The following is a 23,204-nucleotide window of genomic DNA, read 5'->3' on the forward strand; positions in this document are numbered from 1 at the left end:
CATAGTTCATTGCTAAAAAACATTTTAATTGCTGATAAACACCTAATTGCTTAATAAAACCTTTATAGCAGACAATGATGCTACAGCATCTTTTGGCTCCCCCGCCAGCATGATATGAATGGAAGTACCAAATAAAGCACCCAGAGTAATCCTGGATAATACTGACGGCGAATAGCCGTTACTATTTTGTGTTGGGGCAATATTCTTGATAATGTATTTTTCAATTAATGCTGTAGAGTCGTCGAAAAGCTGGCGAAGAGGTTCCCTGAAGGTATCGGACCAAAGAGCCATGCTGGTCACATCAAAGAGCAGCTTGAACAATCCCGGATTCTTGAGAAGCGTGTCCTGAAAAAACTCGATCAGGCAGGCCCTTTTCTCTTCTTCTGATTTGCCTTGACTTAATTTATCTTCTAATTCCTGCAAATAGCGTTGAGCCAAAGCCCTGATGACCTCAATGAATAGTCCCTCTTTGTTTTTATAGTAATAATTGACCTGACTCAAGACGACCCCGGCCTCATCGGCTATATCCCGCAGGGATACACTGGCATAGCCCTTTGTCGATATACATAGAACAGCTGCATTGAGGATTTTTTCGGACTGACCGATTTCTTTCTTCTCCATCATTTTCCGCTCCTCCGGATGGTTTTTAAACACTACAGACTTAATTCGGACGTACGTACGAATTAAGCTTAGCATGGAGCTGCCAGAGAGTCAATTGCCTGCGCAATTATATTTACCCTTGATCTGAGCCCTCATTCGTACGCTGGCTTGTAAAATACCTTTATCAAATCCAGGTCCAAGCCAGGGAAATCAGGATGGTCAAACATATCCCCCGGTCCACCGGCAACTGCCAGAACATAACGCTCATCTTTAAGCATAAAAGCTTCCAAGGTATTCTCTTCAGGATCAACGAGCCAGTAATGAGGAATCCCTGCCCGACGGTAAATCTCCAACTTGCGGAGACGGTCTTTCCGGCGATTGGAGGGTGACATGACTTCCACCACCAGATCACAGGGTCCGTCAATACGCTCCGGACGCATGATGCTCCTGCGGCTGCCGGAGATAAAAAGGATGTCCGGCTGCACTACATTCCTGGAAGTCAAGGTAATATCCAGAGGCGCAATAAACAGTTCACCCTCCGGATCAAAGCATTCAAAAAAATCAGCCAACTGCCGGGACAAAGCAAACACAACCCTCTGATGATGGGTGGTCGGTGACGGTTCCCTGATCAACATCCCTTCCAGCACTTCGAACCGATAGCCTGGTTCATCCGGAATCCTGACATAATCTTCATATGTATATTCGCCCTGTTTAGCGTAACCAAGGGTTTCTTCTTTAACAAGCAGGTCTTCTGCAGGTATCTTGCCCGTGGTCAGAGCCGCCAGCACAGCCTCTTTTTCATAGCGGTATTGTTTTTTGCCCAACTCCATAACAGGTATCCTCTTTTGCCGGGTATATCTCCAGACTGTATCCACCGACAAGTTCAGCATTTCCGCCACTTCCTGGGCCGTCAGCAAGCTACCCATAGAGTCGCCTCCCTCATCCTTTATCACTAATAATTATACAACCAAAAATAACCATAATCAATTATGATCAATTAAAATAAACTTAATAAATCCCCTGCCTTGAACTATAAAACATTTTAAAGCACCGATCTAAAAAACAAGCAATGGCAGAAAAATCCCCATTGCTTATTCCGTCAATTCTTCCCTAACATGAGTCAGCTTTTCCGGAACCTCCCATTGATTATATAACTTCTTCTTCAGGCTGCCGCTTCTTATTTCTTTTCCCAGCCGGAGGGTTTCCAACAACGCCCAGTATTTATCGATCAGAGCTATGATGAGCGCTTCTTTATATTTGGGGGGCGTCACCGTTAAAGGCCACATGTGCTTAAGGATAATGTCCTTTTCCCGATCATTTAATTCAAAAAACTCATAGGCATTTTCCAGAGCCGCCAGGGGATGGGTAAACCCGTGCAAACCATTGTCCGGTTTGGTGGTATGCCAGTCATACAGGAAGAAATCATGCAGCATTCCTCCTCTGGCGGCGGAACGCCAATCAAGTCCCAGCAGCCTGCAGATTTTGTATCCAGTGTAGGATACGAACAAACTGTGTTCCAGGCAGGTGGTCCGGCCATGCTGGATGAAGTCTTCCATCATCAGGACTGATTCATGATCCAACACATCCTGAAGGCACTCTTTGTATTCAGCCAAACTATTGAAATTTGCTCTTGAGCTCAGTCTTGATCTTATCCACTTTTTCATTGAGGATGCTCCTTACATCACGATTGATGATGTCGGCATTTAGAATGAGCAGGCGTGGGAAAGCCTGAAAAATGCGCCTGTAACGAAGAATTTTCTCATAGTATTTGAGCAGTGGAAAGCTGCTGTGGTTTAAGATGGCATTGCGTAAATCTAAAGTATCGGCTACGGATTTAATTGTGTCGACGAGGAAATAGACAAAGAGCAACGCGGAGAGAGCTATTTTGATCTCAGACGGTATGAAGAGAAGCAGCCCGGCGATCCCGGGATGAACGACTTGCAGCAGAACCAAGGCCAGCACTCCCCACAAAAGGGAGTACTTCAGGCAAATATAGCCGTGGAGATTAGCAAAATCTTCACTGTAATCCCACCATTTGCAATGAAATACTTTTTCCAGTATGAACCCGGTAATGTATTCAAGAGCCGTGACAAGGATGACCGCCACAACAACGCTGACGGTACCTGCTGCTAAGGCACCGGAGAAAACCGTTCCCACCCAGATTGAAGATACTATAATTAAAACGGCGCCCAAACCATAGATGGGACAAAAGAATCCATTTAAAAATCCCCGATTGACAAATTTCTTGTGCGTAATACTGGCATAGATCGTTTCCATAATCCATCCTAAACAGGAATAACAAGCGAAGAGCAAAAAGATATCCAAGTAATTCATAACTCCGGTTTCCTTTCTTTTTACGCAGCTTTTGTATTATGGAAATTTAATTCGGACGTATGTACGAATTGATTTTAACATAAAACTGCCGGAGATTCAAATGGTGCACCGGTGCAACATTTGAACTCTCTTCCCCCCCACAAAAATTACACTCCCTCAGAACTTCAGTCTGAGGGAGTGATTGCTTATCTGTCTAGGCTTTATTGATTTCCCAAAAGCATCTTTTTGGTGAAACGATTTTCTCCTCTTTCTTGAGGGTATTCATAACCTTTTCAACCTCTTTTTTATCAATCCCTGTGGCTTCTGCCACATCTCCGGTGCGGGCCGGTTGCTCAGCCTTGGCGAAGAAGTCCAAAACGGCCTTATAATTATCCATTTGAAGTCCCCCTGTCTTTTCGTTTTTTGAGATTGCTTCGCTTGAATCCGACTGCTGTAATTATGGAATATTATAACACAAGGCTTAAGCATTTCCCAAATGAAGCGTGTGGACATCAATCAAAATACTTCTGATACTTCAAAAACTCATCCTCCGCCAATACATCCAGCTTGCCGCCGGTCTGCTGCAGGATTACTTCACGGCAAAGTCCCATGCGGTGCAGCATGGGGGCGATGATGGAGTTGGTCTGCTGCAGGTAGGCGGATATATCCTCAACGCTGATGGGCAGTTTATAACCTTGAGGACTGCTGGCCAGAACGACCCGGGCATCCCTTAAGGGGGCGACGATTTTCCGATACAAAAAATCCTTGCTGAGCCGGGTATCTGCATATCTAGAAAGCACGGACAAGATCTGCTTCGAAGTAATGAATTTATAGGGATTGCCGTACTGAGCCTCAAAGATCAAATACTTGAGAAAGCTGACCTGGAGGCGTTTCTCCAGCTCCCCATCCCTCTCGTGTTCGCGGATATACCCTCTGGCCTTGCGGAAAGCCAGGTTGGCAATCTCTTGGTTGAAGCGGCTGTTGTCGGCGGCGGGATTCAGGTTCACAGCATTGTCACCGGGAATCTTTTCAATGTTGAGGATTTTCCAATAGAGGATATTCAGATAATCCCCAGTATTTTCTCCATGGAACTGTTTGCCCACCGTTCCGCTGAGCCATTCTGCCAGTTGCGCCGGTCCGCCGTGCCGGCCGGCCACGAAATCAAAATCATATTGGTCAAACAGATTCTGTACCGGCCGCTCCCTTCTGACATAGTCCTTGAATCCGGCCTGAAATTCAGAAAGTCCTGTTTCCTCTTCCGCAATCTGCAGTTTCGGATAAGCATGGTACAGATTTTTATAGAGCTGATCATAAAGATGCTTGACAAAGGCCCCTTTAAAGTTGGTCACGGGGACATCCCGAAAGAAACGGCCTTTATCGGCAATTAAAAAAATCAGATTAAAGTCCAGGGAGATCAGCTCATTTAAAACCTTGACCCGCAGTTGCTCTTCCTCAGTGAAGCCGATCTTCTCCAGGGATTTTTCCAACTGAGGGATAGCTGAGTTGGCCACGATGACCGCACACACAATGTAGAACTTAGAAGTATCCTCTTGGCCGAAATCGAATCCGAAATCCCCCCACTCTTTTATGAAGGCGGTGCGTCCAGGCTGATCGTTCACTTCTACCCTGTTCAAATCATCCAATGAGATTTGTTGTTTCATGTGTACCTCCCCCGCTTTTTACAGCTTTGCCCATCCCAACCTATCTTCTTGATTTTTACAATGATTCTCCAGTCCTTCCTTATATTCCTGCTTATTCCAGCTTCATTCTCAATTACCCTTCAGCCCTATCCCGGCCAGGCTGACAAGCAATAACCTGGCAGAAAGGCCCCCAGGTATTGATAAGGCCTCGGGACAAACCAGACCATCAATAATCCCAGCATGTTAAGACCGGTCAGTTTGGATATGGCCAGGCCCTCAACCTGGTTGCCGGCTAAGGACACCACCATCATCGCCAGCGCAGCCCCCATTAAGGTGCTGAGCAACCCGGCGGCGAGGATCTGTACCAAGGTGAGATGGGCTATGCCGCAAAGCATGGTGACCATGAGCAGGCAAAGAAAAGACCACACCATCGGTAAACCTATCCTCGCCGCCAGATAAGTATATCCCTCCAGAGGAGTTATTTGATAATAAGCCCCGGTTCCTTCATCCCTTTCTTCAAGCAGCAGAAAGGCACTGACCATGGCTAACAGTATAGACGTTAAGGTAATGATCATCCCATCGGCTAAAGAATACCACGGCTTTAGCGACAAGACCCCCTGCTGGTACAGCCAGGCATCGGCCTTAGGCAGGCCTATCCTGACCTGAATGGGAGCGGATTTTTTCCACATTGCGATTCATCAATTTACGCCCGATGTTTTGATAGGCCCACTTTCTCAGCAGGGATAACTGCTGATGATGGATCGCCAGGAATTCATCCGGGGAGTCAAACACCCCGAAATCCTGGTTGATCCCTTCTTTTTGAATATAAGTGTCATTGACATTCCAGTCGATTTGGGGGTTTTGCAAGTTGTCGGTGGCGGCCCCATACCCGCAAAAGCTCCCTTCACTCGCAGAGAATTTCTTCTGGAGCTTTTTTAAATAATCCTTATCCAGAATGAATCCCTCTAAGTTATACCACTGCCCCCCATAGTGGATCTCAACCCAGCTATGCACAATGTTCCGGGGAGCCAGTCTGTAAATCAGTCCTGTCATAGCCCCTTTCTGCAATTGCTTATCAATGGTAAAGCCGTGAATCCGGCAGGGCACTCCTACCCCTCTCAAGAGAGCCATCAAGAGGGTTCCTTTGGTATTGCACTGACCATAGCCATCCTTCAGCACCTCGGAGGCCGGAATCGTGTCATCCCGATTATAGCCAAAGGCGATGTCGTCCCGGACAAAATCGTAGATTTTCCGGATCTTATGAAAACACTCTTCATTTGCCCATTGTTTTTCTTCAATCAAGCTCTGTATAGAGCTGTGACGGAAATTCAGCATGTTGGTTTCCTGCAAGTATTGATTCATTGTGCAATCCTCCTTGACTGTTTGATTACACATTACCGGAATACTGATCAGAAAACTTTCAAAAACGCGCTGTCTTTGATGATGCTGGTAGCCGACATGCCCGTCATCATTTTATTGGTATAGGCCAGATGGGACGGACTGTCAAATCCGGCTCTGAGTGCTGCCGTTGTGATGGTTTCCCCATCAAAGATGGACTCATAAGCTCGTTGCAATTTATGCAAAACCAGATAGCTTTTCAAGGGTATGCCTGTTTCATCTTTGAACAAATGGGCTAAACGGCTTTCCGAAAGATAAGTTTCCTGAGAAAAATACTTAAGCTGATGGCTCTCATCATCATCCGCACAGCAAGCCAGAAGCTCCAAAACTCTGATGATCCGCTCATCGAAAGCCCTTCTATCAGCTCCTTTATCAAGCACTCTATCAGCTACCCTATCGTTAGAAGTAAAATAAGCGGCAAGACTCTGCACAAAGGACAGAAGGGTACTATGCTCCCTCCGGGCAAGGGCTTTGCGAAAAGCCTGCTGCAGCACAGCTATATCCGCCTGGGGCAAAACATAAAAACTCTGTCCTATCAGCAGCTGCCTCATGGCGCGCCCTAGCTCTGTAGTCGGGTCAATCAGCATTGTAAAATGGATATTGCCTCCGGTGTTGAAGGCATGCTCCGTATCCATGTTGACCAGCAGGGCATGGCAAGGAATAAGCTGTCCCTTGACTTTAATGTCCAGTTCCTCTTCAATGGAAAGAAACAGCTGCAACAGCCAATGTTTATGGGAATCCGCTTCCACCCGATCTGATATCGCCCCAACATTTCTTCCGTATTTGATAATGCAATTCATGGTGCCACCTACGTTCTCAACTATGCCGACTTAAACATATACTTTCGCTTATGCCTTTTGGATATCCTCCCGCAAGCAATAAACCCGGGACAAAACATGATCATCGATCCGTTTTGCCCCGGGTATTCACGCTTAGCTGTCTCTGACTTGGCTATTTTAGCTGTTTATCTCCCGGCTATTTTAGCTGTCTATGCTTTGAGTGTCCTTGCTTGGTAAGTCAAAACTCTTTCTGTCATGCATGCCTTTGCCAAAGCCCTTGTCTCCGGGGGCAAAGGTACCGTTCTTCATCGCCTCTTTTTGCTCATCCAGGCGGGCCTGAGCCTTGGTCAGCCATTCGGCAATCTGCTCATCCGTCATCTTTCCGGAACTTTTCATGGCTTCTTCCTGCTCCTGCAAACGGGCCTGGGCTTTTTCCAGCCATTCAGCGATCTGTTCTTCGGTCAGGGGCTCACCGGCCTTGAACATCATGGTGTCGTGATGCTTCTCCAGACCCAGCCCCAGTCCCGGTACCTGGCCCTTATCCAGAGCTTCTTCACTGTGCTGCTTCCTCTGGCTGATGGATTCCTTCAGTTTATCCGCCTGTTCCTGAGTCAGGAGACCGGCTTCCACTTCTTTGTCCACGATTTGCTGCTGAATTCCAAACATCTGCTGAGTCAGGCTTTTGATTTCTGCCAGCTTGGCGGAATCAACCGCATCCGCTCCCAGCACGGTGGTTGCCCCGGCTGCCAGGAGCACCGCGCTCAGCACCCCGGCCATAAGTTTTTTCTTCATTGAATTCCCTCCTTTTTTTCGTCTTAACCCTTTATGTACGCCATGGTCAAGACTACTCTCTCAGCATACCCTGCTTTGCTGAGAAAACGCTTAAAGCAACCTGAGTATCTCTTTAAGGCTTACTGAAAGTTTGCTGAAAAAGTGGAGGAACTTCCCGGGGCTTAGGGGCTCAGGCCTTTTTGGTAAATATATAAAGAAAAATGTTATTAAAATGCTTTTCTTTCTAAAATTTCAATAATTTGAAAAGAAGTATATAAATGACTTCTGATCAGCGCATCATCCAGCGGCAGATCCATGATCTCTTCAATTTTATTGATGCGGTAGATCAACGAAGTTCGGTGGATATACAACTCTGCAGCTGTCGCCGACTGGTTGCCGTTTTGTTTAAGATAGGCATACAAGGTTTTCGTAAAATTGCTCTTATTCCTCCGGTCGTACTCCATCAATTTGACAAGGGCAGGGTGGCAAAACCCGCCAATATTGACTTTAGTGGAAAGTGAGTGAAAAAGATGGTACAAGGCGTACTCATCATAGTCATAGATCAGCTCGTTACTGTTAAGATAGGCCCCTATTTTCAGTGCGTCAACAGATTGCCTATACAGTTCAGGGAGGTTTTTTAAATCCTTCAGGTTCCTGCTAATCCCAATTGAAAGCTTATTTTCTGTCAGATACTTCATTAAGGGTCCCTGATCATAATAAGGACTGAAGAGAAGCTCCTTATTCAACAGGTACACAATTTTATTGTTGTAGATCAAAGAATTACCTGGCGGCAGAAAAGCTTTGATTTCGAAACGGATATTCTGAAGAGTATTGGGATTATCCCAATCCCGCATCTCCACAACAAGAACACAATAAAGCCCATCCAGCTTTAAGCCAACAGACATTTTCCTTTGGTCAATCTCTTCCTTGTCGGAATAACAGTTGTCGATCAGATCGCGCAGAAAGCTTTCCCGACGAGCATCCTTGACAAATTTATAAAAATTATCCTGTCTCAAATGATAAGCAAGAATGTGACACAGACGGTCGACAATATCGATATCGTCGTTCCGAAAAGGCTGGATTGCATTTAGCACAGAGATACGCCCGATGAGAATATTATCCACCAGTACTTTCCCCGTAATGCTGTCATAGTCGCTCATTTCTTTTTCCAACAACACCGGTCTGACGATGTTATCCATTTTTTGCAGCATGCGTTTATATTTTTCAGACTGCATGGTTTCATAACTAAAGTATCCGTATTGGCTGTGCTCACTCCAGAGAAGGCTGTCGCCCTGATCAAAGTTGGAACGGGCGATGAGTTTGGTACTGGAGTCTGAAAAAATAACCGGATTACCCAATAACTCCGCAGCTATATCCACCATTTTCTGAGCGCTTTCCCTATGAGTGACTGCACTGAGCAGCTTCTCCCAGCATGAAGCTTCTCTCAGGGAATCTTTTAAAGCGTCCTGGGCCAAATTAACCATTATACAGAGGTCATGGACAGGAGGAACTGTGATGAAATTCAAATGAGCATTTTCCAAGGTCACCCTTCGATTGGGCTCATCTTCTATACAAAGAAAATTAATGCCCTGAGGCAGGAAATCCAGTCGCCCTAAATCCGAAATTCGTCCTGCATACAAAATTTCCGGGTTAAAAAACCGATCTTGATCCGAAAAAATTTTCACAGATTTAAAAGAAGCGCTTTCCCTGCAGCCTATGGTTAATTGAGGACCATATGCAGACAGGGCGCTTGCAAAGACATCCATCTTCATCTGTAAATCTCCTCCCGTCTGATCCGAATAGCGCATACGATAAAATTTTAACACCCAACCACCAGTTCAGCAACCTGTCTGACAGAGTAGAAAAAATCCCAGTCGACAAGACCGGGATTTTTTCCTTTCAGGCCCTGTTATTGATTGATGGGGGTATTATTATTCTTAGGCTTAACCAAAGCAATAAACAGGATTAAAACAACACTGGCAACCAGAAGTGCCGGGGCAGCGATCATCCAACCGGCTTTGGGCCCTGCCAGGCCCAGCATCCCCGTAGCATATTTTAAGATGATCGGGGATATGAACTGGCCTATGGCCTGGCCGGCCACATATACCGACATGGCAAGGGTAGCCGCCGATTTTTCCTTAGCGCTGCCGATAACCAGCAGATTCATCTCCGGGTTGTAGGTGCCAAAGCCCAAACCAAACAAAACGCCGCCTAAGATAAAGAGCGGAAAGGAATTGGCGTTGAGCATGGTCAGAAAGGACGCTCCTACCAGGGCAACGGCAAGGACGATAGTATACCGTTTGAAAATTTGCTTTACAAAGACGAAGAGCAGCCCCGCTACAAAGGCACAAGCGGTATACATGGAGTTCACCATCCCGGCCTGGGCCGAATTTCCCACATTGGTCAGAACAATAACAATCGCCACGCTGGTAAAAAAGGTATACATCATGATGTTAAAGCCAATATTGAGCAGAGAAATAATAAAGGTCAGGGGAGTCAGCCGGCCCCAGGAAGCGCCTTCTCCCTTCGCCGGTTTTTCTTTTTTCACCGACTTATCAGGTTCCGGCAAAGTAAACATAATAAACAAGGCAACCGGTATAATCAACAGATAGCCCAGATAAGCATAGCGCCAATGGATATTGGCCAAGACCCCGCCCAGCATGGACATAACCACACCGGAAGCTGCGCCGACCGCACCTTTAAAGCCCATCATTTTCGAGCGTTCGCGGCCGTCAAAAAAATCGGCAATCAAGGATGCAGAAAGCGGGAAGGCCAAACCGTAACCGGCACCAAAAACCCCTTTCATCACGATCAGGAATTCAAAGCTGTTGCCAAAGAAGGCTGGGGTCACCCCCCCAATAACCATCAGGCACATGGCAGCAAACAGGATCTTCCTCTTGCTGATAAAGCGCTCCAATTGACCGCACAATGTGGAAAAGATCAGCATCATCAAAGGGGTTATGGACTGCAGCAGCTTTACTGTTTCCGGGTCGGTACCGGGAAAGGCTTTGGCGATAGCGCCAAGCGTGGACTGCAGAATACTTGTGGTATAAAGAAGAAATGCAACAGATAATATCGAAACTTTAGTCACTAATTCCTTATTTCTTTCTGCCATTATTCCCACCCTTTCTTCATAATTTCAAAATCAGATGCCCAGAAGCGTGGCCGGCGTTTTTTTAGCCATCAGGTCCACCTGGGTTTCGGTCAAAACTTTGTTTTCCACCAGCAAGGAAAGGAAACGATAGAAAAGATCCACCGGCGATACGGGACCGTTTCTGGTCATTGCCCCGGCATCGGAACTCAGGATCAACTGATCATGAGGCACCACCTTCAGATACTCCGTCAGGAGCGAGAAAGGAACTCTGCTCAGGGTGGGCAGCACCTGCTCAAACTCCACACCGCACACATCGATATAAGCCCCTTGAGCAGCCCAGCGCTTGACATCCTCCACACTGGCCAAGGTTGTGGAAAAGGGATGGGTGACCATAATTTTCTGAACCCCCATGCTGACCGCTTTCGGAATCAGCTGATCAATTTCCGCCACACTGCCGTGTCCGGTGGCCAGAATCAGATCTGGATGGTCAGCCAGATAATCCAAAACCTGAATTACCTCATCAATCAATTTCCCATCCTGGTTTAAGTAGTAAACGGGTTTTTCCCCGCTTACCAGACTCTGAGCTCCTACAAACCCCTTGGCGGCATGGGACTCAATATGGCGTTGGGAGGCAATGGTAGGCATCCACACCACTTTAGCCCCCATTTTGCAGGCTGCATCCAGCATGGTGAGATTAAAAACCCCCACGGAATTGTTCAGAACGATGCTGCCAAAGACCCGGGTCCCCTTTTGGCTTTGATATTTTTCCACCATCAGGGCTGACATGACCGTAGGGATGTAGTGGTCTTTAACAACAAAGCCCTTATAGCCGGCTTCCTCCGCCTGAGCCAGCATCTCACCGGTGTCCAGGGATCTTGTCACAACCGAAGGTCCGGAGTGGACGTGCATATCCACGACTCCCTTTAAGATGTCTCTGCCAATCATATACTTACTCCTTTTATCGATAATTCAATCCTGGGGTTTTGCTTTGGCATAGCCGATGATATCCTGCAAAGCGGCTGTTAAAACCCCGGAGAGGGTTGTGGCCAAATAAACAGCCCCTTTGTTTTCAGCATCTTCCAGCATGGTTGGATTAAGAAACACCATCCCTAAAGGGACTGAGAGCCGCTTGGCCCGGTCAGCCAGATCCTCCATCAAGGTCTTAACCTGGGGATGGGCGGGACCCTGGGATAAGCCCATGCTCACCGACAAGTCCAGAGCCCCCAGCAGCGCCAGATCAACCCCGGGAACCGTCACAATCTGCTCGAAGTTTGCTGCGGCTTCCGGCGTTTCGATTTGCACCACAATCAGAACATCACGGTTCTGTGTCTCCAGGTAATCTCCGCCCCGGGAACCGGACAAACGGGCGGATCTGGCGTAATAATCCACTCCCCGGCGCCCCAAGGGCGGATATTTAGCCCTAGCCACAACTGCCAGGGCCTGTTCCCGGGTATTGACCATAGGAACCTGAATTCCGGCGGCACCCATATCCAGAGCTTTTTGAATGGAGGAGTGATCATAATCTGTTCGAACCACCACCGGCAGCCCTACCACGTCGGCAGCCCGGATCATGTGCTCAATTTCACCTTGACTGAAGCAGCCGTGTTCGTTATCCAAAATCATAAAGTCAAAGCCGACAGCGCCCAGTATCTCAGCCATCGGGGGAGAGAAAAAGTTGACAAAGCACCCGATCAGCTTTTCTCCCCGCCCCAATTTTTGCTTCAGCTGATTCTTCATTGGGAAGCGCTCCCCGGATAACCCTTTTTGTTGCTGGGCGGAAATTCCGCCCTGACCGGAGCGAAAATGTCCAACATGATGCACTCTGTTCCACCAGTCACCGTGGCATTATGGATAGTGTTGGAGGGAATCAGGATAAAGTCTCCCTGACTGGCATGATATAATTCTTCCCCTACCGTAAAATCACATTGACCTCTGACAATATAGCTGATCTGCTCATTAGAATGCTGGTGATAGAATTCAGGAAATCCGAAAGCGATTTTATTCATTACAGCGGAGCATTTCTCCCCGTGGATGGTAATCCGGTCTGCTCCAGGCTTGATTTGGGTCCAGCCTATTTCATTAATATTGAGGTGTTCACCTGCCATAAAAAAAACCTCCCTTGATTCAGTATGCAGCAAATGCAGAAGAGGGATAGATGGTTAATACTCCACTTAGAAGACTCCTTCTTGTTTAGGAACAAAAATCAAGAGATTTTTGACACCCTGGGGATCGGTCACTTTGGTGAAATGTATGGCATTTGGCGGAATGGCAATCATATCACCGGACTCCAAATAGTAGATCCTGTCTTCGATGGTCATTTCCATCGTACCGCTGATCGTTACAACAATCTGCTCGTGAATGTGCTGGTGGGCCTTGGACTCTTTTCCGGTATATTCAATTTCCTGAAGCCGGAGGTTAGCTTTTTCCGCTTCAAAGTTTTTAACCTTGACTCCAACCCGTCTCCCGTTAACAGCCACATCAGTCCATTCCATCTCAGACAGTTTTGCATAAATTTTGTCGATGTTGTTCATCCCCTTTCGTTTAAATTTGCTGTGCAGATTTATTATTGCGAAAACTTTCTTTAAACTCATCTGCAATTTTGTAGGAATAATCAGGGGATTATTCAACACCTCCTTGGTAATTGCCTGTCCAGCTCTTGTTGTTAATCCTTCCTAATGTGACTATAATGAAACTGATATTTTCGCACTTTTCAGGAAAGGGGAGAAACAAGTGGAGCTCCAAAGTATCGCAAAAGCGCTCAAGCGAAATAACACCATCCTGTTTCTTTCATTAAAATCCCCCCGCAATATTATCGGTACTCAATTTCTGCACTCTGCCCCGTCTGTTTTTGATGAACAACTACTCTATATCACCCGGTTGTCCCAATTGCTGGGTCTGGCCGTTATTCCCCAGGACACGACTTTTCTCTGCATCTGCGACAGGAGTTGGCAAACAGAAGAACTGGAAGACTTACCGGTTAATCTGATCCTCCTGCCGGAAAACAATGATGAAATCGCTGTTTTCAATCAGGTCCAGGAGATCCTTGGGGGCCATACCCGTTTGACCTTGAATTCTATGCGCCTGATTAAGGCAGTTATTTACCGAAGCAGTCCGCAAAAACTAGTGAATATCTGCTCCGAAATCCTAGGCAATACCGTTGTCTTCGCCGATAAGAACACCCAGTTAATTGCCCGTTCTCATTATCAGGATGGCAAGGGGACTCTCTGGGAAGAGCACGGGGTGTACGGACGATTCAGCGAAGAAACAATGAACTCTGAGCGTTACAAAATCATGCAGGAAATTTTGCATGAAGCAGCTGAGCCGGTTCTGCTTCCCAAACTGACCAGCGACTATACCACAATTACCGGAAAAGTGGTCACTGATAATGCCTTGTTAGGTTATTTTTCTGTTCTGGACACTTCCAGGCAACTGAAAGAAGAAGATAAACAGCTGATTGCCGCCATATGTGATATCCTAGCGGGCTATATGAGGAATAATATTGAATATACCAATCCTCCGGAAATCCGTCGGGAGAATTTTATTAAAATGCTCCTTGACGGGGACTACGCCTATGCCGGTTTGGCTGAAGGGCAATCCAGATCCCTCGACCTAAACGTGGACAAAGCCTATTGGGTTATGTCGATCGATATCGCCCAAGCTGATAAAAACCAGATTTCCACCCTGCTTTCCGCTAGTACTAAGGATATACCTTGGGGTAAATCAGCTATCTACAAAAATTATATTGTCATCATCAGCAGCAGGGATTTTAGCACCTTAACCACCCAAGAGACGACGCGCCTCAATAACTTTTTGTTGAAACACCGAGTCTGGGCTGGAATCAGCTGTCAAGCCGATACAGCAATCCGGCTCAGAGAGTGCTTCGACCAGGCAGTGACTGCTATCAATCTGGGCCGTCTGCTCTATGACCAAAAAAGAATTTTCCGTTACGATGATTACATCATCCCTCACCTGTGGAGCACTTTATCCGGACATATTGATCTGAAAAAATACTGTCACCCGGCTCTCCCGGAGCTGATGGCCTATGATGATAAAAATGCCACCCAATTAACTAAAACCCTCTACGAATATCTAATCAATGCCAGCAACCAAACCCTAACGGCAAACAAACTCTCCATTCACCGAGCTTCTCTCGTTTACAGGATCGAAAAGCTGCAGGAACTATTCAAACTGGATTTGAGTAATGCCCGCTTAAGGAATTACCTGTACTCCTCTTTCCAGATGCTTCTGGTCATTGACCGGGAAAACATGCAGCAACACATTTGAATCCTGAGTAATCTATTGATCTGTGTTCCCGTTCATACTTTAAGTGCAGTATGGCCAACAAGCCACCCCTCACCTTAGCGTGATGGGTGGCTTGTTAGCTTGGAAGCCTTCCTCATGTTTTTGACAATTTGTATTAAGAACCGGCGTCTTTTCCAACGGTATCCATAATGTAACACAGGGAAACACCATCTATAATAAATTTAATAACCCGAAAATTCATTAACAAACTGTGCCCTATCCGTTACTATTTAAAAACCGGAAGAGAGGTTGCCCGAATGATTTCTATCAGGGATTTAAATGCTGTCAAAGAATTCGTCCAGATCACATCTATTAACGCAATGAGCAAACCAATAGTTATCATTACCCAAGGAGAAACCATCACCTGGAAATTGCCTTCCCCCGAATTTGATATCACCTCTTTAAGTGTCGGAACAACACTTGCCAAAGAAGGTCCGGCTTATCAAGCGATTCTTCAAAAGACGCAGGTAACAGGAGAACTTCCGGCCTCAGTCTACGGAACGGCGGTCACGATTACCGCCATACCCTTAGTAGACGATGCAGGAGAGACTGCCGGCAGCTTGGCTGTTTTCCAGCAAACAATATATCCCACTACCTTCTCTTTTCTGCAAATGGCCCCTATGTTAATAGAAATGCTCCCAAGGGGTTTCATTCTATACCTGACTGATTTAGAGAAAATCACCTACAAACAAACTTCACCCGATTTTGAGCTGCCCTTGATTCAAACTGGAACCCCATTAGCAAACATAGATAACGCTTTAAAAGCAATTCAGACAAGGCGGCCGGCGTTTACCATGGTTGAAGAAAGCCGCTTTGGAACTCCCCTGCTCATGGTTAATTACCCGCTGTATAATCAAGCCGGCTCAGTGATTGCAACCTTTGGGATAATTTCATCGAAAAAGGTTGGCTATCAATTGCTGAGAATGTCGGAAAATCTAAATAAAGGCCTCAGTGAGATATCCTCCGCCATCGAACAATTGACGGCAACAGCCTCTCAGATCTATGAGAATGAACAAATACTCAATACGGAAATTAAAAAGGTCATCTCTCTTTCAGAAGAAATAGAAGGAGTATCCCATTTTATCAAAGAGATCGCCGATGAAACCAAGATGCTCGGATTAAATGCAGCGATTGAAGCCGCCAGGGCCAGGGAAGCGGGAAACGGATTCGGGGTTGTTGCGGAAGAAATCCGCTACCTGTCTGAGCAATCCAAGAGCACCGTACCCAAAATAAAAAAACTGACCGACACGATCAAAGACAATATCAACGGAGTCATTAATAAAAGCAACATTTCCCTGCGGTCCACGGAAGAACAGGCCGCCTCTTCCCAAGAAATTACAGCCAGCATCCAGGAAATCACTGCTTTATCGCAAGAGTTATTGCATCTTTCCGGCATTTTAACCGGTCAGTCCTGAGTTTTTCCAGGACAGACTCTTCCTGAAAGGGGTTATAGACAATCTGTATAAAAAAACCGCTTCTTTTCCAACGCAATTCCTAATGATCCCACCCCTATAAAGCTCTATAATAAAAAGCGCGGCAATGCAGAAGAACCTTCTTTAAACATGCGACATAGCTCATCTCAACGAGTGGCGGCTCCGATAGATGAGCTGTTGTGCTATGTTGATCGACTTCTTATTATGTTCAGCAAGGAAAAAGAAAGGGTGAATTGAATGAATGCCAATGTTAATGCACCTCTTCCCTGGTATAAAGGAATTAATAAAGAGCAGTGGTCTGCGTTGATCGCTGGATATCTGGGATGGGCTTTGGACGCATTCGATACGTTATTATACTCATTTACCATCATTTCTTTTATGCATGCCTGGAACCTGTCCACGGGAACAACGGGTTTGGTGGCAACATTGTCACTATTGGCCTCTTCCCTGGGTGGAATCATTTTCGGCATTATTGCCGATAAAATTGGCCGCATGAAGGCTTTGACGTATTCAATCCTGCTTTATGCACTGGCCACAGGTCTTTGCGGTTTTAGCCAAAATATCTGGCAGCTCCTAGTTTTACGTTTGTTCGTAGGCTTGGGCTTGGGCGGTGAATGGACCGCCGGGGCAACCATGATCTCGGAGACCTGGCCCAAAGAGCATCGGGGCAAAGCCCTGGCCATCATGCAATCGGCCTACGCTGTGGGCGGCATGGTCGCTTCTTTAATCGGGGGCGCGATCATCGCCTATTTCGGCTGGCGGGTTCTTTACTTCGTCGGCGCATTACCGGCCTTATTGGTATTCTACATTCGCCGAAATGTTAAAGAACCGCAAATCTGGCTAGAAAAAGGAGCAATGGCCTCCAAGTCTGAAAAAAGAGACTTCCCTCTGATTGCTATTTTTAAAGGCCAACAGCTGAGGAAAGTCTTGCTAGGCACTCTGTTTGTCGGACTGATCATGATCGCCAGTGTTCCTTACGGCACTTGGTCCTCAGCCTATCTTGCCACCCCGGTAGCCAAAGGTGGAGCCGGAGTATCTGCCATCAACAGTACCTTAATGATCTTCCCCACCTATTTCGGAATGCTCTTTGGCTATTTATTCTTCGGTTTTTTAAGTGATAAATTTGGCCGCAAGAAAACCTTCGCCTTGTTTCTACTTCTGGCCTCCTTCTTTTCCCCATTCCAGGTCTATACCGCCCAGATCTCCGTCTTCTTATACTTATTGATCGGTCCGATCGTAGGTTTTTTCAAAGTCGGGACCTATTCCGGTCTGGGTCCCCTGCTCTCCGAACTCTTTCCAACCCGGTTCAGGAGCACTGCTGTAGGCTTTTGCTATAGCATCGGCCGGGGCATGGGAGCCCTGGCCGTGACGGTGGTGGGCTTCTATGCCCAAACCTTCGGATTAAGGAATGTCTTGATGGCAACGGGAATCTTCTTCCTCCTTTCTTTCTTCTTCTCTTTCCTGCTGCCGGAAACAGCGGGCAAGGAACTGGACTAAGGGTCCTCACCATTTAAGGAGTTGATACTTATGGAGAAATTTTTGAGATTTGATGGTAAAAATGTTGTTGTTACCGGCGGCTCAGGCGGAATCGGTGAAAAAATCTGCACCCTGTTTGCCGAGAAGGGAGCCCGTGTCATTATTGCTGATATCCGAGCTGATGAAGCGGAAATCATTGAATTCTATCAAACAAAAGGATTTGAGCTTTTTTATCAACCTATGGACGTATCCGACCCGGAATCAGTTCGGGCCGGTGCTGCCTCGATCCGTGAAAAATATGGCGGGGCAGATATCCTTGTGACCGCAGCTGGTGTAGGAGCGGTTCATCCTGCCCTGGATTACCCTGACGAAGCCTGGCAGAGAGTTCTGAGCATCAACCTTAATGGAACCTTTTATTGTGCCCGAGAATTTGCCCGCCATATGATCGAAAAAGGCAAAGGAAGTATGATCTGTATTTCATCCATCGCAGCACTTAAAGCCCTGCGTCCTGAAACCAACATCAGTTATGGAGTATCCAAAGCGGCCGTAACACACCTTTGCAAACTTCTGGCCAGCGAATGGACTGAATACAACATCAGGATCAATGCGGTGGCTCCCGGCTATACAGCAACAGGAGCTTTAACTAAAATGCAAAACTATCTACCCCTCTGGCTGGAGCAAATTCCGATGCACCGTCTGCTGGAACCCCTTGAAATTGCCCAGGCCGTTTTATTTCTCGCCTCCGATGCCGCCAGCGGTATCACTGGCACCCAACTTATGGTGGATGGAGGCTACTCCGCCTGGTAATCATCCTATCTGAACCCAATCTACTACCTAAAAGGTGTAACTCTCATGAAAAGTGGGAGTTACACCTTAGTTGTCTATTCTCTTATCCAGAGCCTCTGCACTCCGGCCATAAGTTTTTTCTTCATTGAATCCCCTTCTTTTTCACCTCAACCCCTTATGTACACCATGGTCAATACTCTTGACCCTCCCGATCCTTAAAAATGACTGCAGCCTAACCGAGGCAGCAGTCATTTGCTAATTTGTTCAATTGTTAATGTTGATGTCCTGACATGGCCTGTTCAAATCCAGGTTGTGTCACCAGGATATAGCCTGACAGCAGAATCAATAAGATACCTATCACCGGACGCAGCTGCTGGGTCCACCTGTTCATCTTAAATAATCTTCTTACCCCGGGGACAAAGGCCATAGCCAGCAGGAGGCTATGGCCCAGCCCGAAAGCTCCTAAAGCTAAGGAAGAGTAAATCATGTGACCACTGGCCATCGCCGTTCCGCTCATCATCAGAATAACCGGTGTAGTACAAGGAGAGGGGGCCAATGCGAAAAAACTTCCCAGAACCCAGGGGCTCAGGCTTTTTTGGTAAATATGTCGGAGAGGACCGTTTTTCCGGGTCACATAAAACCCCGAGACCTTGACGGGAAACCGGAAACCCAGCAGGATTGCTCCGGCAACAAGGTATAAAACGCCTAAGAAGATAGTCCAGTACATAGCAGGTAAACGGAAAAGTATCCCCACCTGGGCGGCCAGAGCGCCGATCAGCATCAGGGTTAAGGTAAACCCTAAGATAAATTGAATAACCCGGCTATACCCTTCCTGACGTGCCCCACCTATTACTAAGGGGATCATGGCTCCCATGCAGGGATTAATGGACAGAACAATTCCTCCCATAAACATGGAGACCATTAACCACGAGGAGCCATTTTCCATACCGAGCATCAAAGAGTGAGCTAAGGAATCCATTCTTCACCACCCTTTCTTGACCTTTTAAGGTATTTTTATGTCCAAGAAAGAGGTTAAAGAACTAAAAGTATCTATGGATTCTTCTAGAGTATTTCGTCGCTTTTATCATCCAGTCCCTGGATCGTGACAATAATTTTATTGGGTAAGCAAACGATGGCTTGGCTTGGCCTGGCAATCCAGCCGGTTTCCGAGCAAATCCCCTCAGGGCAAATCTCTTTAGGCATCTCCAGCATTCTTAGTTTACCGTTTTTCACTTCAAGATAACCGGTTTGCTCTCCAAACTTAAATTCATAGGTTTGCATTTCCTCTTCAACCACAAGCGGGATTCTTTGCTTTACTTCATTGTCAATGACAATAACAATGCTGGCATTTGCCTGAGCGGGTTTTGCCAGGGTCATCGTGCCCAGCAAAATACTGCTTATGAGCACGATGCCGATAATGAGCAGCTTCTCAACTTTTTTCATCTTTAATCCCCATAAGTTATTTCCAAAAGGTTGTTTCCATAACATTGGCATTATAGCAAGCAAATTTGATTACTTAGTGAATGAGCCGTGAATAACTTATGAAGAAATTATTGCTTTATAACATTTAAAAATTGGTACTCTATAGCATTTAGAAAATGATCAGGGTAACCAAGGAATTGACGTCATACTCAACCTGTTTATTTTGAAAGCTTGATCAAGCAGCTTCCCAATTCTTGATCCGCCAATTTACATACAAAGCGGTCTCTGTCAAGAACCGCCCCGACTCCAGCGGGAGTACCGGTAAAAAGAATATCCCCCTCGCCAAGTCCAAGGTGGAGGGCCGTATAATCAATCACTGTTTGAAGGTCAAAAATCATCTCCCTCATCTTGCCCCGTTGAACCTCGCAGCCATTCTTATCCAGTGAAAACTCAACATCCAGCATGGCTCCAAGTCCGGGGAAAGGCTGCCAAGGGGTAAGGACGGCCGAGTTGATAAACCCTTTGGCCAGTACCCAGGGATAGCCTTTTGCTTTCAACTCTGTCTGGACATCCCGTAAAGTAAAGTCGATACCGATTGCCATTTGGTCCACAAGGTCGTCGGCTTTAATCCCAGGCTCATAGGGTCTGCCGATATGAAAGACCAGTTCTGCTTCATATTGAATCTGGCCCCGCTCCCCCGGGAAAAGGATCTCGCCGCCATTGGCCTCAGCCAGAGAATGGGTAGGTTTAGTAAACAACAGCGGTGCTTGCGGAATCGCATTATTGAGCTCCTGAGCATGTTGTGCATAATTGCGGCCTACGCACACTATGTTTTTAATCAAGACGGGCATGATCATCCACTCCTTAGGCTTCACAGTTTTCCCTTATATTGCTTGTACTTATTATAATGCACTATGCGGTCATCATTGTGCAAGCTCAATCCGTTTAGATTCATTTGTTTTAATTAATTTATTGTTTTGATAAGGAGACTATTGGTATCAGCTGGGAGACGCAATGGCGGGGATGGCATTGTTGGCATTGTCTGGCCCTTAAGATGACAAAAAATGGTTGCTGCCCTCCATAGACAGTCAACCATTTTATCTGTTCTTTATGTCGGCGCTTAAAGGGAATCAGAATTCACTCTCCGCACTCACCATGATGTTGATGCTCATGACAAACAGAACCGGTGGATTTCAGATTACCCTTAAGATATTCTTCCACAACATCCTGGGTATTGCCGGCGGCTCCCGTGATCACTTCGATGCCTTTTTCATTAAAGATATCGATGGCACCTGCCCCCATGCCACCTGAGATGATCACATTGACGCCCATGTCATTGAGGAAGTTGGGCAGAAAACCAGGCTTATGCCCAGGATTTGGTATGCATCCGCTCTTAACAATCCTGCTCTTTTCAGCTTCAAAGATGTTGAAGTTTACGCAGTGGCCAAAATGCTCCGCCACTTTTTCCATTTCACTTGCTACCGCGATTTTAAGCATGTTTTATTCCCTCCATTTTTTCCAATAGTTCGGCTGCCAAATCAAACCAATGTTCCTCAACCTGTTCGATGGCTCCCTGATCGCAGGCCGCGGCTATTTGGGGTTCAATCGGCAATTTAGCGAGAATCTTTAAATGATGTTCAACAGCGATCTCCTCTATATGACTTTCGCCAAAAATCCGATACTCCTTGCCGTTGTCAGGGCATTTAAAATAAGACATATTCTCCACCAAACCCAGAACGGGAATATTCATCACCTTCGCCATATTGACTGCCTTGGTGACAATCATGGCTACCAGCTCCTGAGGGGAAGTGACAACGATAATTCCATCCACCGGCAGGGATTGAAATACTGTGAGGGGAACATCACCGGTTCCGGGGGGCATGTCGATGAACATAAAATCCACATCCCTCCAGATGGCATCTGTCCAGAATTGCTTGACGATCCCGGCGATAATCGGCCCTCGCCAAATCACAGGATCGGTATCCTTTGGCAAAAGTAAATTAATCGACATAATATCAATACCGGCTTCACTTTTAACAGGAATCAGTCCGGATTCACCGCCCCTGGCCTTCTCCTTAAGACCAAAAGCTTTGGGAATAGAAGGTCCGGTTACATCCGCATCGAGAATCGCCGTATGATAGCCCCTTTTCTTCATGGTAACGGCGAGCATGGAGGTAACCAGGGATTTGCCGACCCCTCCTTTGCCGCTGACGATGCCGATGACCTTTTTAACCCTGCTCTGCTCATGCAGCTTTGCCGAGAAATCGGGGGTGCCTTCTTTGCGGTCTGCGCAGTCCTCCCCGCAACTGCTGCAGCTTTCATTGCATTGTTCGCTCATAGTTTTGTCTCCTTTATTATTAGATTGTTAGCGTACTGCCTGCCGACAAATAATTGATACTCTCACCCATCCTGGCTCTCAGCCGTTCATAAGGCTTTCGGCCTGTACAATGACAGGTGTAATAGCTTGCCTTAGTATCCATCAAGTATTGGCTTAACTTGTCGAGCCTCACAAAGCTTTCATGGTCATCTGAAGAGGGGCTGGAAAGATGAAATCCACCGATCACATAATCCGGCATATGACCTTTTAATTTATGAAACTGCTCAAGGATATTGGCAATCCCATTATGGGCACAGCCTGTTACTAAAAGAGTTTTGCTCTCTTCCTCAATGACAAGGTTTTGTTCATGCGCAAAAGTATCCTCCGTGGTCTGACCATTTTCCTCCCTGAGCAACCCTTTGTTGAATACGGGAAGGGGCTCTGAGCGAATGGTATTCGAGAAGACCCAAATGCCCTCAGTGATCAGAAATTGATCGGAAGTCAGGACAATTTGCCCGTTCTCCTTGAGGTCATCCTCCAGGCCGATCCATGCCAATTCATTATCTGAGCATAAAGCATAGTGTTTTTCAAAAGCGAGAGGATGTAAAAACACTTTTGCTTTGGTGTTTTCCCGTAAAAACTCTCTCAGTCCTCCACCATGATCATAATGGCCATGGGAGATGATCAGAAAATCCACCTCAGCAATATCCACATTGAGTTTTGCGGCATTTTGCCAAAAGAGTCCGCTTGCCCCGACATCGAAGAGCAGTTTATGAGTTTTTGTTTCTATATACAAGCTAAGACCATGCTCGCTGCCGAAATCCTCCGCGATGGCTGTATTCTCCACTAAAGTTTTAATTATCATAATGCTGG

General features: G+C 46.5%; 26 protein-coding genes. 4 read left to right on the forward strand and 22 right to left on the reverse strand.

The window, feature by feature from the left end; genetic code table 11:
• Positions 1 to 42 precede the first annotated feature (42 nt).
• The 16 genes from BUA14_RS03860 to BUA14_RS03935 all read right to left on the reverse strand — a co-directional run bounded on the left by BUA14_RS03860 (position 43) and on the right by BUA14_RS03935 (position 13,126).
• Positions 43 to 624 carry a TetR/AcrR family transcriptional regulator gene (locus tag BUA14_RS03860; protein WP_072771368.1) on the reverse strand — a complete coding sequence of 194 codons (582 nt, stop codon included), beginning with the start codon at positions 622 to 624 and terminating at the stop codon, positions 43 to 45.
• A 128-nt stretch (positions 625 to 752) separates the two neighbouring features.
• Entirely contained in the window at positions 753 to 1,526 is a 774-nt protein-coding gene (locus tag BUA14_RS03865) for a Uma2 family endonuclease (RefSeq protein WP_072771369.1), read from the reverse strand.
• Positions 1,527 to 1,691: 165 nt separating this feature from the next.
• Positions 1,692 to 2,264, reverse strand: coding sequence for an HD domain-containing protein (locus tag BUA14_RS03870; protein ID WP_084078399.1), 573 nt, complete (start codon positions 2,262 to 2,264; stop codon positions 1,692 to 1,694).
• Entirely contained in the window at positions 2,215 to 2,934 is a 720-nt protein-coding gene (locus tag BUA14_RS03875) for a putative ABC transporter permease (RefSeq protein ID WP_072771370.1), read from the reverse strand. The genes BUA14_RS03870 and BUA14_RS03875 overlap by 50 nt, the downstream gene beginning before the upstream one ends.
• 193 nt (positions 2,935 to 3,127) lie before the next feature.
• On the reverse strand, positions 3,128 to 3,310 hold the full coding sequence (locus BUA14_RS03880) for a FaeA/PapI family transcriptional regulator (RefSeq protein WP_005813931.1): 183 nt from the start codon (positions 3,308 to 3,310) through the stop codon (positions 3,128 to 3,130).
• 115 nt (positions 3,311 to 3,425) lie between these two features.
• Entirely contained in the window at positions 3,426 to 4,574 is a 1,149-nt protein-coding gene (locus BUA14_RS03885; RefSeq protein WP_072771371.1) for a hypothetical protein, read from the reverse strand.
• Between the two features lie 125 nt (positions 4,575 to 4,699).
• On the reverse strand, positions 4,700 to 5,242 hold the full coding sequence (locus BUA14_RS03890; RefSeq protein ID WP_242954539.1) for an ABC transporter permease: 543 nt from the start codon (positions 5,240 to 5,242) through the stop codon (positions 4,700 to 4,702).
• Entirely contained in the window at positions 5,196 to 5,915 is a 720-nt protein-coding gene (locus BUA14_RS03895; protein WP_072771372.1) for a transglutaminase-like domain-containing protein, read from the reverse strand. The genes BUA14_RS03890 and BUA14_RS03895 overlap by 47 nt, the downstream gene beginning before the upstream one ends.
• Before the next feature lie 47 nt (positions 5,916 to 5,962).
• The gene (locus BUA14_RS03900; RefSeq protein ID WP_072771373.1) at positions 5,963 to 6,751 is read right to left on the reverse strand and encodes a helix-turn-helix domain-containing protein; all 789 of its coding nucleotides are present in this window, start codon (positions 6,749 to 6,751) and stop codon (positions 5,963 to 5,965) included.
• A gap of 180 nt (positions 6,752 to 6,931) precedes the next feature.
• Positions 6,932 to 7,522 (reverse strand): DUF2680 domain-containing protein, encoded by a 591-nt coding sequence (locus tag BUA14_RS03905; protein WP_072771374.1) that lies wholly within the window; start codon positions 7,520 to 7,522, stop codon positions 6,932 to 6,934.
• Positions 7,523 to 7,728: 206 nt separating this feature from the next.
• Positions 7,729 to 9,273 (reverse strand): PucR family transcriptional regulator, encoded by a 1,545-nt coding sequence (locus tag BUA14_RS03910; protein ID WP_072771375.1) that lies wholly within the window; start codon positions 9,271 to 9,273, stop codon positions 7,729 to 7,731.
• Between the two features lie 137 nt (positions 9,274 to 9,410).
• Positions 9,411 to 10,616, reverse strand: coding sequence for an MFS transporter (locus BUA14_RS03915; RefSeq protein ID WP_072771376.1), 1,206 nt, complete (start codon positions 10,614 to 10,616; stop codon positions 9,411 to 9,413).
• A 30-nt stretch (positions 10,617 to 10,646) separates the two neighbouring features.
• Positions 10,647 to 11,540: a DUF6282 family protein gene (locus BUA14_RS03920; protein WP_072771377.1), complete on the reverse strand. Its 894-nt coding sequence runs from the start codon at positions 11,538 to 11,540 to the stop codon at positions 10,647 to 10,649.
• 24 nt (positions 11,541 to 11,564) lie between these two features.
• Positions 11,565 to 12,332, reverse strand: coding sequence for an HpcH/HpaI aldolase family protein (locus BUA14_RS03925; protein WP_072771378.1), 768 nt, complete (start codon positions 12,330 to 12,332; stop codon positions 11,565 to 11,567).
• Positions 12,329 to 12,700 (reverse strand): cupin domain-containing protein, encoded by a 372-nt coding sequence (locus BUA14_RS03930; protein ID WP_072771379.1) that lies wholly within the window; start codon positions 12,698 to 12,700, stop codon positions 12,329 to 12,331. Before BUA14_RS03930 ends, BUA14_RS03925 begins: the two co-directional genes overlap by 4 nt.
• 66 nt (positions 12,701 to 12,766) lie before the next feature.
• Positions 12,767 to 13,126, reverse strand: coding sequence for a cupin domain-containing protein (locus BUA14_RS03935; RefSeq protein ID WP_178371618.1), 360 nt, complete (start codon positions 13,124 to 13,126; stop codon positions 12,767 to 12,769).
• Between the two features lie 199 nt (positions 13,127 to 13,325).
• Between BUA14_RS03935 and BUA14_RS03940 the strand changes: the two genes are divergently transcribed.
• The 4 genes from BUA14_RS03940 to BUA14_RS03955 all read left to right on the forward strand — a co-directional run bounded on the left by BUA14_RS03940 (position 13,326) and on the right by BUA14_RS03955 (position 18,613).
• The gene (locus BUA14_RS03940; protein ID WP_072771381.1) at positions 13,326 to 14,879 is read left to right on the forward strand and encodes a PucR family transcriptional regulator; all 1,554 of its coding nucleotides are present in this window, start codon (positions 13,326 to 13,328) and stop codon (positions 14,877 to 14,879) included.
• 275 nt (positions 14,880 to 15,154) lie between these two features.
• Positions 15,155 to 16,312: a methyl-accepting chemotaxis protein gene (locus tag BUA14_RS03945; protein ID WP_072771382.1), complete on the forward strand. Its 1,158-nt coding sequence runs from the start codon at positions 15,155 to 15,157 to the stop codon at positions 16,310 to 16,312.
• Positions 16,313 to 16,567: 255 nt separating this feature from the next.
• Positions 16,568 to 17,827 carry an MFS transporter gene (locus tag BUA14_RS03950; protein WP_072771383.1) on the forward strand — a complete coding sequence of 420 codons (1,260 nt, stop codon included), beginning with the start codon at positions 16,568 to 16,570 and terminating at the stop codon, positions 17,825 to 17,827.
• 30 nt (positions 17,828 to 17,857) lie between these two features.
• A complete protein-coding gene (locus tag BUA14_RS03955; protein ID WP_072771384.1) occupies positions 17,858 to 18,613 on the forward strand; it encodes an SDR family NAD(P)-dependent oxidoreductase in 756 nt (251 codons plus the stop codon).
• Positions 18,614 to 18,863: 250 nt separating this feature from the next.
• Here the strand turns inward: BUA14_RS03955 and BUA14_RS03960 are convergent, their stop codons facing one another.
• From BUA14_RS03960 to BUA14_RS03985, 6 genes are all read right to left on the reverse strand, one after another.
• Positions 18,864 to 19,571 carry a cytochrome c biogenesis CcdA family protein gene (locus BUA14_RS03960; RefSeq protein WP_072771385.1) on the reverse strand — a complete coding sequence of 236 codons (708 nt, stop codon included), beginning with the start codon at positions 19,569 to 19,571 and terminating at the stop codon, positions 18,864 to 18,866.
• A gap of 83 nt (positions 19,572 to 19,654) precedes the next feature.
• Complete coding sequence (locus BUA14_RS03965; RefSeq protein WP_072771386.1) at positions 19,655 to 20,035, reverse strand: NusG domain II-containing protein; 381 nt, start codon at positions 20,033 to 20,035, stop codon at positions 19,655 to 19,657.
• Between the two features lie 197 nt (positions 20,036 to 20,232).
• Positions 20,233 to 20,865: a fumarylacetoacetate hydrolase family protein gene (locus BUA14_RS03970; protein WP_072771387.1), complete on the reverse strand. Its 633-nt coding sequence runs from the start codon at positions 20,863 to 20,865 to the stop codon at positions 20,233 to 20,235.
• A 286-nt stretch (positions 20,866 to 21,151) separates the two neighbouring features.
• Entirely contained in the window at positions 21,152 to 21,511 is a 360-nt protein-coding gene (locus BUA14_RS03975; RefSeq protein ID WP_072771388.1) for a NifB/NifX family molybdenum-iron cluster-binding protein, read from the reverse strand.
• Positions 21,504 to 22,352, reverse strand: a complete 849-nt coding sequence (locus BUA14_RS03980) for an Mrp/NBP35 family ATP-binding protein (RefSeq protein ID WP_072771389.1) — start codon at positions 22,350 to 22,352, stop codon at positions 21,504 to 21,506. The genes BUA14_RS03975 and BUA14_RS03980 overlap by 8 nt, the downstream gene beginning before the upstream one ends.
• Before the next feature lie 19 nt (positions 22,353 to 22,371).
• Positions 22,372 to 23,196: an MBL fold metallo-hydrolase gene (locus tag BUA14_RS03985; RefSeq protein WP_072771721.1), complete on the reverse strand. Its 825-nt coding sequence runs from the start codon at positions 23,194 to 23,196 to the stop codon at positions 22,372 to 22,374.
• Between the last annotated feature and the right edge of the window lie 8 nt (positions 23,197 to 23,204).

The organism is Desulfitobacterium chlororespirans DSM 11544 (genome assembly GCF_900143285.1).
GTDB classification, from domain to species: Bacteria; Bacillota; Desulfitobacteriia; order Desulfitobacteriales; family Desulfitobacteriaceae; genus Desulfitobacterium; species Desulfitobacterium chlororespirans.